This is a genomic window from Variovorax sp. W2I14 (genome assembly GCF_050435205.1).
In the GTDB taxonomy this organism is placed as follows: Bacteria; Pseudomonadota; Gammaproteobacteria; order Burkholderiales; family Burkholderiaceae_C; genus Variovorax; species Variovorax paradoxus_C.
In genome coordinates, this window is record NZ_JBNDJX010000001.1 from 3787156 (window position 1) to 3801975 (window position 14820).

The 14820-nt window shown below is 64.0% G+C and carries 15 protein-coding genes and 1 tRNA gene; 10 read left to right on the forward strand and 6 right to left on the reverse strand.

The window, feature by feature from the left end:
• Positions 1-40 precede the first annotated feature (40 nt).
• Together rpmA and rplU are read right to left on the reverse strand one after the other, a co-directional pair.
• Complete coding sequence (gene rpmA, locus QF040_RS17770) at positions 41-301, reverse strand: 50S ribosomal protein L27 (protein WP_013543198.1); 261 nt, start codon at positions 299-301, stop codon at positions 41-43.
• 12 nt (positions 302-313) lie between these two features.
• On the reverse strand, positions 314-625 hold the full coding sequence (gene rplU / locus QF040_RS17775; RefSeq protein WP_042578903.1) for a 50S ribosomal protein L21: 312 nt from the start codon (positions 623-625) through the stop codon (positions 314-316).
• A 183-nt stretch (positions 626-808) separates the two neighbouring features.
• Between rplU and QF040_RS17780 the strand changes: the two genes are divergently transcribed.
• The 10 genes from QF040_RS17780 (at position 809) to QF040_RS17825 (ending at position 10212) form a co-directional block, all read left to right on the forward strand.
• Positions 809-1801 (forward strand): polyprenyl synthetase family protein, encoded by a 993-nt coding sequence (locus QF040_RS17780; RefSeq protein ID WP_429612159.1) that lies wholly within the window; start codon positions 809-811, stop codon positions 1799-1801.
• A 51-nt stretch (positions 1802-1852) separates the two neighbouring features.
• Positions 1853-1929, forward strand: a tRNA-Pro gene (locus QF040_RS17785).
• A gap of 113 nt (positions 1930-2042) precedes the next feature.
• On the forward strand, positions 2043-3776 hold the full coding sequence (gene pilB / locus QF040_RS17790; protein WP_429612160.1) for a type IV-A pilus assembly ATPase PilB: 1734 nt from the start codon (positions 2043-2045) through the stop codon (positions 3774-3776).
• 24 nt (positions 3777-3800) lie between these two features.
• Positions 3801-5033 (forward strand): type II secretion system F family protein, encoded by a 1233-nt coding sequence (locus QF040_RS17795; RefSeq protein ID WP_306881721.1) that lies wholly within the window; start codon positions 3801-3803, stop codon positions 5031-5033.
• Entirely contained in the window at positions 5033-5998 is a 966-nt protein-coding gene (locus tag QF040_RS17800) for a prepilin peptidase (RefSeq protein ID WP_307597831.1), read from the forward strand. The genes QF040_RS17795 and QF040_RS17800 overlap by 1 nt, the downstream gene beginning before the upstream one ends.
• A 10-nt stretch (positions 5999-6008) precedes the next feature.
• Entirely contained in the window at positions 6009-6617 is a 609-nt protein-coding gene (coaE, locus tag QF040_RS17805) for a dephospho-CoA kinase (RefSeq protein ID WP_429612161.1), read from the forward strand.
• Between the two features lie 73 nt (positions 6618-6690).
• The gene (locus tag QF040_RS17810; protein WP_429612162.1) at positions 6691-8184 is read left to right on the forward strand and encodes an MBOAT family O-acyltransferase; all 1494 of its coding nucleotides are present in this window, start codon (positions 6691-6693) and stop codon (positions 8182-8184) included.
• 220 nt (positions 8185-8404) lie between these two features.
• Complete coding sequence (locus tag QF040_RS17815; RefSeq protein ID WP_429612163.1) at positions 8405-9211, forward strand: hypothetical protein; 807 nt, start codon at positions 8405-8407, stop codon at positions 9209-9211.
• A gap of 36 nt (positions 9212-9247) precedes the next feature.
• Positions 9248-10003, forward strand: a complete 756-nt coding sequence (gene zapD, locus QF040_RS17820; RefSeq protein WP_306881716.1) for a cell division protein ZapD — start codon at positions 9248-9250, stop codon at positions 10001-10003.
• Complete coding sequence (locus tag QF040_RS17825) at positions 10000-10212, forward strand: DNA gyrase inhibitor YacG (RefSeq protein WP_429612164.1); 213 nt, start codon at positions 10000-10002, stop codon at positions 10210-10212. Before zapD ends, QF040_RS17825 begins: the two co-directional genes overlap by 4 nt.
• Before the next feature lie 20 nt (positions 10213-10232).
• On the opposite strand, the gene QF040_RS17830 is transcribed toward QF040_RS17825, so the two are convergent.
• From QF040_RS17830 to argJ, 4 genes are read right to left on the reverse strand one after another with little or no spacing between them, the layout of a single operon-like run.
• Complete coding sequence (locus QF040_RS17830; RefSeq protein WP_429612165.1) at positions 10233-12179, reverse strand: acyltransferase family protein; 1947 nt, start codon at positions 12177-12179, stop codon at positions 10233-10235.
• A 55-nt stretch (positions 12180-12234) separates the two neighbouring features.
• Entirely contained in the window at positions 12235-12696 is a 462-nt protein-coding gene (locus QF040_RS17835; protein WP_429612166.1) for a (deoxy)nucleoside triphosphate pyrophosphohydrolase, read from the reverse strand.
• On the reverse strand, positions 12693-13568 hold the full coding sequence (locus tag QF040_RS17840; RefSeq protein ID WP_429612167.1) for an ATP-binding protein: 876 nt from the start codon (positions 13566-13568) through the stop codon (positions 12693-12695). The genes QF040_RS17835 and QF040_RS17840 overlap by 4 nt, the downstream gene beginning before the upstream one ends.
• Entirely contained in the window at positions 13565-14794 is a 1230-nt protein-coding gene (gene argJ, locus QF040_RS17845; protein ID WP_307597816.1) for a bifunctional glutamate N-acetyltransferase/amino-acid acetyltransferase ArgJ, read from the reverse strand. The genes QF040_RS17840 and argJ overlap by 4 nt, the downstream gene beginning before the upstream one ends.
• Between the last annotated feature and the right edge of the window lie 26 nt (positions 14795-14820).

Sequence of the window (14820 nt, forward strand, 5' to 3'; positions counted from 1 at the left end):
GGCAAAGCGGGGCCTCGGGCTGATCGAAGTGACGCGAGGCTTACGCCGCGGGAGTCACGTTGACCATGTGCTTGTTGAGCGCACCCTTGTGACCGAACGACACGTGGCCGTCGACCAGGGCGAAGAGCGTGTGGTCCTTGCCCACGCCGACGTTCACGCCGGGGTGGAACTGGGTGCCGCGCTGGCGCACGATGATCGAGCCTGCGCTGATCAGTTCGCCGCCGAACGCCTTCACGCCGAGCATCTTGGGCTTGGAATCGCGCCCGTTTCGCGTTGAGCCGCCGCCTTTTTTCTGTGCCATGGAATGTGCTCCTTAGCCGGCGATCGCGCCGATTTGCAGTTCGGTGAACTGCTGGCGATGGCCTTGACGTTTCTGATAGTGCTTGCGACGGCGCATCTTGAAGATGCCGACCTTGTCGTGCTTGCCGTGCGACAGTACCGTGACTGTCACCGTTGCGCCGGACACCAGGGGCGTGCCAACCTTGATTTCAGCGCCGTTTCCGACGGCCAGAACCTGGTCGATCACGATTTCCTGGCCTACGTCCGCAGCAATCTGTTCTACTTTAATTTTTTCGCCGGAAGCAACGCGATACTGCTTGCCACCGGTTTTTATGACCGCGTACATGTATAACCTCTTAGAAATGAGTCTCCGCGGCGAATTCCGCAGAGCCCAAGATTATAGCGCGGTTTGTGCCCGCTAACACCCATCGCCTCCGCCGAGCACAGGCAAGCAGACGACCCTCCCTATAATTTGCGCCTTCCGGCCCCTGGGCCGCCCTCCCCTTCAGCAGCGCCCCGCGCCTCCGCTTTGCCAGTCCCCGCCGCCGACACCTCCCCCACCGCCACCGTGCTGGACCTGATTGCCGGCGACATGGTCGAAGTCGACCGCGTGATCGCGCGTCGCCTCGATACGGGCGTGCCGCTGGTCAGCCAAGTCTCCCAATACATCATCTCTGCCGGCGGTAAGCGCCTCCGGCCTGCGCTGCTGCTCCTGATGTCGGGCGCACTGGGTTATACGGGCGAGCAGCGCTTTAATCTCGCAGCCGTTGTGGAGTTCATTCACACCGCCACATTGCTGCACGACGATGTGGTCGATGAATCGACGCTGCGGCGTGGCCGTGCAACCGCCAACGAATCGTTCGGCAATCCGGCCAGTGTTCTGGTCGGCGATTTTCTGTACTCGCGCGCGTTTCAGATGATGTTGGACGCAAACAACATTCGCGTCATGGAAATCCTGGCCGAAGCAACCAACGTGATCGCCGAGGGCGAGGTACTTCAGTTGATGAACATGCATGACGCATCGCTGGACGAAACAGCCTACTTGCGCGTGATTCGATCAAAGACCGCCAAGCTTTTCGAAGCCAGCACCCGGCTCGCCGCCGTGCTGGCCGGTGCGGCACCGGAAGTCGAGGAAGCCTGCGCCACTTATGGACAGGCGCTGGGCACTGCGTTCCAAGTGATCGACGATGTTCTTGATTACGCAGGGGACGCCCATGAAACTGGGAAGAACGTCGGCGACGATCTGCGCGAGGGCAAGACAACGCTTCCGCTCATTTTTGCCATGCAGCGCGGTACTCCGGCGCAAAGCGGGTTGGTGCGCGCCGCCATCGAGGCCGGCGACACAGCTCAGCTGGGCAAGGTGGTAGAGATAGTTCGAGAAACTGGCGCGCTGGATGCGTCCCGTGCAGCAGCAGCAGCCGAGGCAAAACGCGCAATCGATGCTTTGCGCGACTTTCCGTCCAATTCGCATGCCTCCGGTTTGCTACAATTAGCGGCTCAGTTGCTTGAGCGACGTGCCTGAAACACCTCACAAGAGTTGGCATCTAGGACGAGTTTTTTTCTTGCAACCAATCGGGGTGTAGCTTAGCCTGGTAGAGCGCTACGTTCGGGACGTAGAGGCCGGAGGTTCGAATCCTCTCACCCCGACCAGCCTTTGGCTGGCACAAATAAATGGCCATGCCTGTTGCTGTGTAGCGATTTACAGCACAGGAGCGATGAGCGATGATCGTGAAGCACTTTCTCACATCTTTTGCATTCGCTGAATGGCCGCTGCCGAACTTCCAGTTAAAGAACTCTCGCAAATCGCCCTCCCGGGCTTGGCGCGCGCTCTCGTTTCGGCAGGCAAGCTGCCCGCAAAGATCGCAGAGGACATTTATCAAAAGTCCCTGAGCGGCCGCACGAGTTTCATCGCCGAGTTGACCGGCACCGGCGCCGTCTCGGCTGCGGACCTCGCCCACACGCTTTCCACCGCATTCGGCGCCCCGCTGCTCGATCTCGATGCGATCGATCACCAGCGCCTGCCCAAGGACCTGCTCGATCCGAAGCTGTGCCTCGCATACCGCATCGTCGTCCTCAGCAAACGCAATAACCGCCTCATCGTTGCGACGGCCGACCCGTCGGACCAGCAGGCGGCCGAAAAGATCAAGTTCGCCTCCCAGATGGGGGTCGACTGGGTCATCGCGGAATACGACAAGCTCTCGCGAATGATCGAAGCCGCCGCGGCAACTGCGGCGGAGAGCATCAACAGCATCGTCGGCAGCGAATTCGAATTCGATGACGTCAGTGCGGATACATCGGGCGATGTCAGCGAGCAGGCTGTCGCCGAAGTCGAAGATGCGCCGGTCGTGCGCTTTCTGCACAAGATGCTGCTCGACGCTGTCAGCATGCGGGCTTCGGACATTCACTTCGAGCCTTACGAGCATCACTACCGCGTGCGCTTTCGGGTCGACGGCGAGCTGCGCGAAATTGCCAGCCCACCCACGGTCATCAAGGACAAGCTGGCGTCCCGCATCAAGGTTATTTCCCGGCTCGACATCTCCGAAAAGCGCGTGCCGCAAGACGGTCGCATGAAGCTCAAGATCGGTCCGGACCGCGTGATCGACTTTCGCGTGAGCACGTTGCCCACGTTGTTCGGCGAGAAGATCGTGGTTCGTATTCTTGACCCGAGCAGCGCGCGGATGGGCATCGATGCGCTGGGTTACGACGCCGTCGAGAAGGAACGGCTCCTTTATGCGATCGGCCGTCCCTACGGCATGGTGCTCGTGACCGGTCCCACGGGCTCGGGCAAAACGGTGTCGCTCTATACCTGCCTGAATCTGCTGAACCAGCCGGGCGTCAACATCGCAACCGCTGAAGACCCATCCGAAATCAACCTGCCGGGCGTCAACCAGGTCAACGTCAACGAACGGGCCGGGCTGACCTTCGCCGCAGCGCTACGCGCCTTCCTGCGCCAGGATCCGGACATCATCATGGTCGGCGAAATCCGCGACCTGGAAACAGCCGACATCTCGATCAAGGCCGCGCAGACTGGTCACCTGGTGCTCTCGACACTGCACACCAACGATGCGCCGACCACGCTCACGCGCATGCGCAACATGGGCATCGCGCCGTTCAATATCGCATCGAGCGTGATCCTCATCACTGCGCAGCGATTGGCACGGCGGCTGTGCACCGTGTGCCGCGTGCCTATAGACATTCCGCGTGAAGCGCTGCTCGATGCCGGCTTCAAGGAAGCGGACCTGGACGGCACCTGGAAGCCCTACCGCCCAGTCGGTTGCTCTGCGTGCAGCAGCGGCTACAAGGGCCGGGTCGGCATCTATCAGGTCATGCCGATCACTGAGGCCATCCAGGAAATCATCCTGCGCGATGGCAGCGCGCTCGACATCGCGCAGCAATCCGAAGCCGAGGGCGTGCGTTCGCTGCGCCAGTCGGGCCTCGCAAAAGTCAAGCAGGGTCTCACTTCACTCGAAGAAGTGGTGGCCTGCACCAATGAATAACGAACACTGAATACCGGAGATCGAATGGCAACAGTGGCATCCTCCCGCTCCTCCCAGGTCACGCACAAGGAATTTGTCTTCGAGTGGGAAGGCAAGGACCGCAACGGCAAGCTGGTGCGCGGCGAACTTCGGGCCGCAGGCGAAAACCAGGTGCAGGCTGCGTTGCGACGCCAGGGGGTGCTCGCCAGCAAGATCAAGAAGCGCCGCATGCGCTCAGGCAAGGCCATCAAGCCCAAGGACATCGCGATCTTCACGCGCCAATTGGCGACGATGATGAAGGCTGGCGTGCCGTTGCTTCAATCCTTTGACATCGTTGGACGCGGCAATGCGAATGCCAGCGTTGCGAAGCTGCTCAACGACATCCGCAGCGATGTGGAAACCGGCACATCGCTTTCGGCAGCCTTCCGCAAGTTCCCGAAGTATTTCGATAACCTGTACTGCAATCTGGTGGAAGCAGGCGAGGCGGCCGGCATCCTGGAGGATCTGCTGGACCGTCTTGCCACTTACATGGAAAAGACCGAAGCGATCAAGTCCAAGATCAAGTCGGCATTGATGTATCCGACTTCCGTTGTCGTCGTCGCGTTCGTGGTGGTCGCGATCATCATGATCTTCGTGATTCCAGCCTTCAAGCAGGTATTCACTTCGTTCGGCGCTGATCTGCCGGCGCCAACGCTGTTCGTGATGGCCATGAGCGAATTTTTCGTGTCTTACTGGTGGCTGATCTTCGGGGGCATTGGCGGCGGGCTCTACTTTTTCATGCAGGCGTGGAAACGCAACGAGCGCATGCAGAAATTCATGGACCGCCTGGTTCTGCGCATTCCGATTTTTGGCACGCTGATTGAAAAATCCTGCATCGCACGTTGGACGCGAACGCTTGCCACGATGTTTGCTGCCGGCGTGCCCTTGGTCGAAGCCCTGGATTCGGTGGGAGGCGCTTCCGGCAACTCCGTCTACGGCGATGCAACGGCCAAGATCCAGCAGGAAGTCTCGACCGGCACCAGCCTCACCGCGGCCATGACCAACGTCAATCTTTTCCCCTCGATGGTGATCCAGATGACCGCGATCGGCGAGGAGTCCGGCTCCATCGACCACATGCTGGGCAAGGCTGCGGACTTCTACGAATCCGAAGTGGACGACATGGTCGCCGGCCTCTCCAGCCTGATGGAACCCATCATCATCGTGTTCCTCGGCACCATCATCGGCGGCATCGTGGTCTCGATGTACCTGCCCATCTTCAAGCTCGGCCAAGTCGTCTGATGCCGGTTTCGCAAGGGTTCGACGCCGTCCTGGCCGGCGTCCTGGGGCTATTGATCGGCAGCTTCCTGAATGTCGTGATCTACCGAACGCCGGTCATGATGTATCGCGAGTGGCTGTCCGATGCCGTGGCCAACCTGATGACGTCGAAGGATGTGCCCTCGCTCTGGTCGCTGGTCTTCGGCCCGAAGGCCACACCGCCCGAGGGACTCGAGGCGGCAGCAGACAAGGCCGCCGTTGCCATCGAGAAGCTTCCGCCGTTCGACCTCACCCGCCCCGCCTCGCGCTGCGGCGCCTGCGGCCACAAGATCCGCTGGTACCAGAACATCCCGGTCCTGAGCTACTTGTTCCTTCGCGGCCGCTGTGCATCGTGCAAGACCTCGATCAGCCCGCGCTATCCATTGGTCGAGCTGGTCACCGGTGCCCTCTTCGCCCTGTGTGGCTGGCGCTTCGGCATTACGCCGACCGGCGCGCTGTGGGCGGCGTTCGCCGCGCTGTTGATCTGCCAGTTCCTGATCGACTTCGACACCCAGTTCCTGCCCGATTCGCTGAACTACACCCTGCTCTGGCTCGGCCTCATCGGCGCAGCCATGGGCTGGACCGGCGTGCCCCTGAGCTCGGCCGTGTGGGGCGCCGTGTTCGGTTACCTGAGCCTCTGGCTTGTGTACCATGCCTACCGCCTCGTCACGGGCAAGGAAGGCATGGGTTATGGGGACTTCAAACTGCTTGCGGCATTGGGTGTCTGGCTCGGGGCCGACTACCTCATCGCCATCATCCTTGTCTCTTCGCTGGTGGGCGCGGTGATCGGTCTCACTCTGCGTTTCGTCGGCAAGCTGGCGCACAAGGACATCCCGATCGCCTTCGGGCCCTTCCTGGCCGGTGCGGGCCTCGTCTGCCTGGTGATCGGTCCCGAACTCGTGAGGCAATGGGTCCCCTTCGCGTTCCCGCTCGGCGCGCTCCTCCATTGAGAGGCCGGGCATGGTTCGGCGAATAGGCCTGACGGGCGGCATCGGCAGCGGCAAGAGCACTGTGGCCGGGCTGCTGGTCGCTCAAGGCGCCGTGCTGGTCGACACCGACGCGATCGCGCGCAGCATCGCGCAAGCTGGCGGCATCGCAATGCCAGCTCTGGAGGCCGCATTCGGCCGCAGCGTCATTGCCGCGGACGGGGGCCTTGATAGGGCCGCCATGCGCCAGATCGTGTTCGCCGATGCGGACGCCAAGCGCCGCCTCGAGTCCATCCTGCACCCACTGATCGGCACCGAAACCCAGCGCCAAGCCGCAGCCGCGGGCGAAAACGCCGTGGTGGTGTTCGATGTACCGCTGCTCGTCGAATCCGGCCGCTGGCGCGCGATCGTGGACCGGGTGCTGGTCGTCGACGCCACCGAAGCCACCCAGCGCCTGCGCGTCGTCGCGCGCTCGGGCTGGACGCCCGAAGCGGTCGATGCGGTGATCGCCCAGCAGGCCCCGCGCCGTTTGCGCCGGGCTGCCGCGGACGCGGTCATCTTCAACGAGTCATTGACGCTCGCGGAACTCGAAACCGAAGTGCAGGGTCTCTGGAAGCAGTGGGCTGCGGCCACCACGCGATAATCCGAGACCTGCCGCCGCCGCGGCTGCATAACGATTACGACAAAAAGGCGCTCGCCGCAGTGCCCTCCCCGAGATGCTTTTCAACTCGTATCCCTTCATTTTTGTCTTTTTCCCGCTGGTCCTGATCGGGTTCTTTCTGATCGGCAAGCGCAACGCCCGCGCCGCAGCCGGCTTCCTCGCACTGGCTTCGCTCTTCTTCTACGGCTGGTGGAGCGTGCAGGCCCTGCCGCTGCTCTTGGCCTCGATCTGCGTCAACTACTGGTTCGGCCTGCACCTGTCGCCCGCGCCGGGCCGCGACGACCGCAAGCGCAAGACGCTGCTGATTGCAGCACTGGTGGTCAACCTGGGCGTTCTGGCCGTCTTCAAGTACGCCAATTTCTTCCTGGAAAACGTCGACGCCGGGCTGGTCGCGGCGGGCCTCACGCCGATCGAGCTGGTGCACATCGTGCTGCCGATCGGCATCTCGTTCTATACCTTCACGCAGATCGCCTTCCTGGTCGACTGCTGGCAGGGCAAGGTGCACGAGCGCAGCTTCGTGCACTACCTGCTGTTCGTGACCTACTTCCCGCACCTGATCGCGGGCCCGGTGCTGCATCACGCGCAGATGATGCCGCAGTTCGCGAACAGCGCCACCTACCGGCTCGACCCGAACAAAGTGGCGATCGGCATCGCGATCTTCGTCTTCGGCCTCGCCAAGAAGCTCCTGATCGCCGACCCGCTGGGCCAGTACGCCGACATGATGTTCAACGGCGTGCACAAGGGCATCGAGCCCACGCTCTACACCGCGTGGTTCGGTGCGCTGGCCTACACGCTGCAGATCTATTTCGACTTCTCGGGCTATTCGGACATGGCGGTGGGCCTGTCGCTGTGCCTGGGCGTGCAGCTCCCGCTCAACTTCCGCTCGCCCTACAAATCGACCAACATCATCGAGTTCTGGCGCCGCTGGCACATCTCGCTGTCGACGTTCCTGCGCGACTACCTCTACGTGCCGCTCGGCGGCAACCGCAAGGGCCCGGCGCGGCGCTACCTGAACCTGTTCCTCACGATGCTCCTGGGCGGCCTCTGGCACGGTGCCGCGTGGACCTTCGTGATCTGGGGCGCCCTGCACGGCATCTTCCTCATGATCAACCACCTCTGGAACGCCAAGGTGCGGCGCAACGCGACGCCCGGCCGCATCGCCCGCGTGCTCGGCTGGTTCCTGACCTTCCTGTGCGTGGTGGTGGCCTGGATCGTCTTCCGCGCCGACGGCATGCACACGGCCATGGCCATCTACAAGGGCATGCTCGGCCTGCACGGTGCGCCGCCGTCGGCGTTCAGCGAGTTGGGTCCGGTGCCGTTCCGCAAGCCCGAGTTCTTCCAGACGCTGCTGGTGGGCATCGTCATCTGCCTGGCGCTGCCGCCCACAATCACGCTGGAGCGCTGGATTCCGCATCCGAAGGCCGTGGCAGGCCGCCCGGTCATGGCGTGGCTCTGCACCGCGGTCCTGGCCATCGGCACCTTCGCGCTGTTCGCCTGGTGCGTCTCGAAGCTGGGCAACTACAGCCCGTTCCTCTACTTCCAATTCTGATTCGACATGACGATGCCCGCGAAAGTCTGGCTGCGGTTCTTCTTCATCGGCTACATCGTGCTGATGGGTCTGTGGATCGTTTCGCTGACCAGCCCCATTCCCTACGGCGACCTGACGCGGATCGGCCGCCTGTCCGAACGTGAATTCGGCTGGACCGCCCCCCCACCGAAGGTCGACCCCCGCGCTGCTCAAGGGCACGCCAGTCGATCAGGCCGACATCATGGTCATCGGCGACAGCTTCTCCATGACCTTCCGCTGGCAGTCCAAACTGGTTGCGGCCGGCTACCGCGTCTCGACCAGCTACTGGGGCCAGTACGAAAACGCGCTGTGCGGCGACTTCGACCAATGGATCCAGCGCTCGGGCTTCAAGGGCAAGCTGATCATCATCGAGAGCGTCGAGCGCCTGCTGGGCGACCGCACCAAAGACAGCGCGAAGTGCCAGAAGATGCGCATGCCCTACGACGCGATGCTGCATCCGCTCGTCAAGCCGGACGAGACTGTGCCCGACCCCGCGCCCAACTGGAACGTGCAGTTCATGACCGGCATCACCACGTACTACAACACGTGGAAAGCGAAAAAGTCTGCAACCGACACCTACTTCGACTGGAACACCTGGGTGCGCCCGGTGCCCAACGGCTGCAAGTATTTCTCGCACCACGCATGCGACAAGATGCCCTTCTTCGCCGAGGACGAGGACAACGGTCCGCTGACCCTCGCGCACTTGGAGTGGATGAAGAACTTCACAGCGGCGCACACGGCCATCCCGATCATTTGGATGGTGATTCCCAACAAGACCACCGTGTACCTGAAGCCCGACTACTCGAAGGATTTCGAAACGGCCTTCCGTGAATCGAAGCTGACGGGACCTGACCTCTTCGCTTTTACACGTGAGAAACACTCTCAGGTTCGCGATTTCTATTTCTCGAACGACACTCACATGTCGATGCACGGACAGCTCCTGCTCGGCGACCGCATGCTGGCCGCCGTGCGCGAGGTGCTTCCGACGCCCCCTTCCAAATCACCCTGAAGTTATGATCCCGCGACAGGAAACCGGCAAACACGCGTGATCCTTTACGAGTACCCCTTCAACGAGCGCATCCGCACCTACCTGAGGCTGGAACACCTGTTCCGTCGCCTCGGGGAACTGGTGCCCTCGGAATCGCCGCTGTCCCATCACTACGCCCTGGTCACGATCTTCGAGATCATGGACGTGGCGGCGCGCGCCGATCTCAAAGCCGATGTGCTGCGTGATCTCGACAAGCACAAGAACGTCTTCAACAGCTACCGGGGCAATCCGGCCATCGCTGAAACCGTGCTCGACCAGGTGGTCGGCCAGCTCGAAGGCAACTTCGCCGCCCTCAACGGCGTCACTGGCAAGGCCGGCCAGTCGCTGACGGAGAACGAGTGGCTCATGAGCATCCGCAGCCGTGCCGGCATTCCGGGCGGCACCTGCGAGTTCGACCTCCCCGCCTACTACGCCTGGCAGCACCGCACGCCGGCCAGCCGCCGCGCGGACCTGGAGCGCTGGTCGAACACGCTCTCGCCGCTGGCCTCCTCCATCTACCTCTTGCTCAAGCTGCTGCGCGACGCGGATGTGCCCTACAAGGTCATCGCCACACACGGGCAGTTCCAGCAGAACCTGCCGCAGGGGCGCAGCTTTCAGTTGCTGCGCCTGCGCATCGATCCCCGGCTGGGCCTGGTCCCCGAAATCAGCGGCAACCGACTCATGGTGTCGGTCCGGCTCATGCGGCACGAGGCCGACGACCGGTTGCACCAGAGCACCGAAGACGCGCCCTTCGAACTGACGCTTTGCGCATGACCGGGAAGGTGAACGACAAAGGCGAGCGGATCGTCCGCTGCCCCTCGTGCGGCGGCGACAGCGTCTACGCACCCTCGAATGCCTACCGGCCGTTCTGCAGCGCGCGCTGCAAGGGCGTCGATCTCGGTGCCTGGGCCAGCGAGGAATTCCGGATGCCCGCCGAAGCACCGCCCGACGACGATCCGTTCGGCGACCCCAAGCTCCAGTAAGTAGGCAGAGCGCCGCCGCTTCAGCGGCCGCCGTCCCCAAGAAACACCTTGTCCAGATAGCCCGCGTGCTCCCGCACGTAGAAGGGCCGCAGGTGCTCGCGGTCCTTGTAGACCGGCGTGCCGTCCGGCATGGACCGCACGCACTCGCCCGACTTGCAAAGCTGCGCCAGCACGTCGATGGCCTCCGCGCCGCTCGATGCGGCAATGCGCTTCAACTGCCCGTTGAGTTGCGCCTGCTCGAGCGGCAAGGGGCCGGTGGTGGTGCTGGTCAGCGCCGTCATCTGCCCCATGCGGCTGCCTTCGATCAGGCGTCGCGGCTCGAACTCCACGCTGCGCGCGTTGTCCAGCAGCAGATAAACCCTCTTCTTGCTCTGGACCAGCGTGGTCAGCAGCTTCTCGAGCGCGTCGAGCGAACGCCCGAGCCCCGGGCCACCGTTGTTGATCGGATAGGCCGAGGCGCCGTCCTGGAAGTAGAAAGCCAGCGGGAAATTCCCGGTGAAGTAGCAGTTCCAGCAAGCGCCGACCACGACCGCGTCGATCTGCGGATCGAGCGCCAGTTCGAGCATGCCGGTGCGCGCCTTGTCGCAGCCTTCGTTGCCATCGGACAGCACGCCCGGCACAGGCGGGCAGGCGCCGTAGGTCGCGAAGTACGCCGTGGCCATCTGCCCGGGCGCGCTGCGTGCGAGTTCCAAGGCGCGGGGCGCGTACTGCTGCACGTGGCTGTCGCCGATCAGCAGCACCTTGCGCGCGCCGTTGCCGGTGCGCTCGACCTTGTGCGCGCCCAGCTTTTCCTGCTTGAAGCCGTCGTAGTAGTTGTCGTCCACCGTGGCATCGGTCACCTTGCGCAGCAGGTCGCTGCCGTTGCGCGGCGGCATGCCGCCCAACGCCAGCACGCCGACCAGCGCCACCGCCACGCCGGAACCCGCCAGCACGCGCAGCATGCCGACGCCCGTGCGCGCACGGGTGAAACGCTCGAGAAAGCGATAGGTGGCCCACGCCAGCAAGACGCTCGCGACCACCGCGCCCGCACGCACCCACGCCGACGGATGGCCCTCCTCCACGATCCGCGCGTACACCAGCAACGGCCAGTGCCACAGGTAGAGCGGATAGCTGATGAGGCCGATCCACACCATCACCCGGTTCGAGAGCAGGTACCTGTTCAGCAGCCCGGTCGGACCTGCCGCGATGCAGCTCACGGCCCCCAGCGTCGGCAGCAGCGCCCACCAGCCCGGGAAGGCCTTGTCGCTGCGCGTCAGCACGAGCCCCAGCGCGATCAGGCCTACGCCGAGCACCGACTGCAGATGGCTGCGCCACACGTTCGGCGCGACAGGCTTCAGGCGCATGCACGCCAGGATGCCGCCCACCATCAGCTCCCAGAAGCGCGACAGCGGCGAGTAGAACGCCGCCTCGCGGAATGGATGGATCGTCGTCACGTTGACCAGGAACGACGCCACTGCGATCACCCACAGCAGCCGCACCATCGGCCAGCGCCGACGCCACGCCACGCCCAGCAGCAGCGGCCAGAAAATATAGAACTGCTCCTCGATGCCCAGTGACCAGAGATGCAGCAATGGCTTGGTCTCGGCCGCCGTATCGAAGTACCCCGACTCGCCCCAGAAGATGAAGTTGGCCACGAAGGCGGCACCGCCCGCCGCCTGCTTGCCGAGCTCGGCAAACTCCCGTGGCAAGAGCGCATACCAGCCGAAGGCCAGCGTGGCCGCCAGCACCAGCATCAGCGCCGGAAAAATCCGCCGGATGCGCCGCGCATAGAAGTCGCGGTAGCTGAAGTCGCTCGCCGCGTGGCTCTGCATGAGGATCGTCGTGATCAGGAAGCCCGAGATCACGAAGAAGATGTCGACCCCGATGAAGCCGCCGGGCAGCGCATCGGGAAACGCGTGGAACGCCAGCACCGACGCGACGGCGACGGCGCGCAGGCCGTCGATGTCGGGGCGGTACTTGGGATGCATCTTCGGGGTCAGGCCTCGGGCAACGCGCGGCCGTCGTGCCGACCGGTCGCGCGCATCAGGCCAGCGTCGAAACGGCCAACGCCGCCGAAGCGGGCAGGCCACGCTCCTGCACCAGCCATTCGAGCACCGGCAGCGCACCCGGCAGCACCGGCGCCACATCGAGCGGCAGTTGCTGCCACGCCATCGCCTGGCCTTCGCGCATCTCGAACTCGCCGGTCCAGGCGGTCACCTTGCACCAGTGCAGGCGCACCAGCGCATGCGGATAGTCGTGCTCCGTGACCTTCCAGACCGAAGCGCCTTCGATGGTGATGCCGAGCTCTTCCTGCAGCTCGCGGCGCAGCGCCTCTTCGACGGTTTCCCCGGCTTCGATCTTGCCGCCCGGAAACTCCCAGTAGCCCGCGTAGGCCTTGCCTTCGGGGCGGGTCGAGAGCAGCAAGGCATCGTCACTCAGGCGGATCAGCACGCCGACCGCGACCTCGGTGTGCTTGCGCGCGCCGTTCTGTTCCCCTGCGCTCACGCGGCCCCCCGGCCCGCGTAGTCGCGGGCGAACTGATAAGCCACGCGGCCGCTGCGCGAACCGCGCTCGAGCGCCCAGACCAGCGCTTCGGGCCGCGCCGCCTCGATGGCGGCCTTGTCCACGCCGAACGACGAGAGCCACTGCCCCACGATCGTCAGGTATTCGTTCTGGCTGAAGGGATAGAAGCTCACCCAGAGGCCGAAGCGCTCGGACAGAGAAATCTTCTCCTCGATCACCTCGCCCGGGTGGACTTCGCCGTCCTCGGTGTGGGTGTAGCTGAGGTTGTCCTTCATGTACTCGGGCAGCAGGTGGCGCCGGTTGCTGGTCGCGTAGATCAGCACATTGGGCGTGGATGCCGCAATCGATCCGTCCAGGATCGACTTCAGCGCCTTGTAGCCCGGCTCGCCCTCGTCGAAGCTCAGGTCGTCGCTGAACACGATGAACTTCTCGGGCCGCTGCGAGACCACCTCGACGATGTCGGGCAGGTCGACCAGTTCGGCCTTGTCGACCTCGATGAGGCGCAGCCCCTGTGGCGCATAGGCCTGCAGGCAGGCGCGAATCAGCGACGACTTGCCCGTACCGCGCGCGCCGGTCAGCAGCACGTTGTTGGCCGGCTTGCCCTCGACGAACTGGCGCGTGTTGCGCTCGATCTTTTCCTTCTGGACGTCGATTTCCTTGAGCGAATCGAGCGCCATCGCAGCCACGTGCTTCACCGGCTCCAGCACGCCGTGGCCGGAGTTGCGGCGGCGGTAGCGCCAGGCAATGGAGGCGTTCCAGTCCGCCGGTGCCGCCAGCGGCTGCGGCAGGATCGATTCGATGCGGGTAATGAGCTGCTCGGCGCGCTCGATCAGCTTCTGGAACTGCTCGTTCATGACCGGTAATCGGCGTTGATGGTCACGTATTCGTGGCTGAAATCGCAGGTCCAGACCGTTTCGCTGGCGTTGCCGCGGCCGAGGCCGACGCGCACCGTGATCTCGCTCTGCTTCATCACGCGCTGGCCGTCTTCCTCGCGGTACGAGGGGTTGCGCCCGCCCTTGACCGCCACGTGCACGTCGTCCAGGAACAGGTCGATGCCGGTCTGGTCGAGGTCGGCGATGCCCGCATAGCCGACTGCTGCCAGGATGCGGCCCAGGTTCGGGTCGCTGGCGTAGAAGGCGGTCTTCACCAGCGGCGAATGCGCGATCGCGTAGGCCACCTGCTTGCACTCGGCAGCGTCACGGCCGCCTTCGACCTGGATGGTGATGAACTTGGTCGCGCCTTCGCCGTCGCGCACGATGGCCTGCGCCAGCAGGCGCGCCACGTTCTGCATGGCTGCCACGAGCGCTTGGCCGTCAGCGGATTCGAGCGAGGTGATGGTCGCGTGCGCCGCCTTCTGCGTGGCAATGACGACGAACGAATCGTTGGTCGAGGTGTCGCCGTCGATGGTCACGCGGTTGAACGAGCCATCGGCCAGCAGCTTGGCCAGCGGCTGGATCAGCGACGGATCGATCTTCGCGTCGGTCGCCATGAAGCCGAGCATGGTCGCCATGTTCGGGCGGATCATGCCGGCGCCCTTGCTGATGCCGGTGATGGTGACGGTGGCGCCGCCGATCTGGACCTTCTGGCTGAACGCCTTGGGGATCGTGTCGGTGGTCATGATGCCTTCGGCGGCACGTGCCCAATGGTTTTCCGAAGCGTCGGCGAGCGCTGCGGGCAGGCCCGCTTCGATGCGGTCCACCGGCAGCGGCTCCATGATCACGCCCGTCGAGAACGGCAGGATCTGCTCGGGCGCGATCTCCAGCTTGCGCGCGAGCGCGATGCAGGTGGAACGCGTGCGCATCAGGCCGTCTTCGCCCGTGCCTGCGTTGGCGTTGCCGGTGTTGATCACCATCGCGCGGATGCCGTAGTTGGCAGCCAGGTGATCGCGGCAGACCTGCACCGGCGCCGCGCAAAAGCGGTTCTGGGTGAACACCCCACCGACCGCCGAGCCCTCGTCGATCAGCACGACCGTCAGGTCCTTGCGATTGGCCTTTCGCACGCCCGCTTCGGCCACGCCGATGCGGACGCCAGGCACCGCGAACAAGGCGGCGGGATCAGGGGCGGACAGGTTCACGGGCATGGGGGTTCTCTCAATGAAAGGTTCGG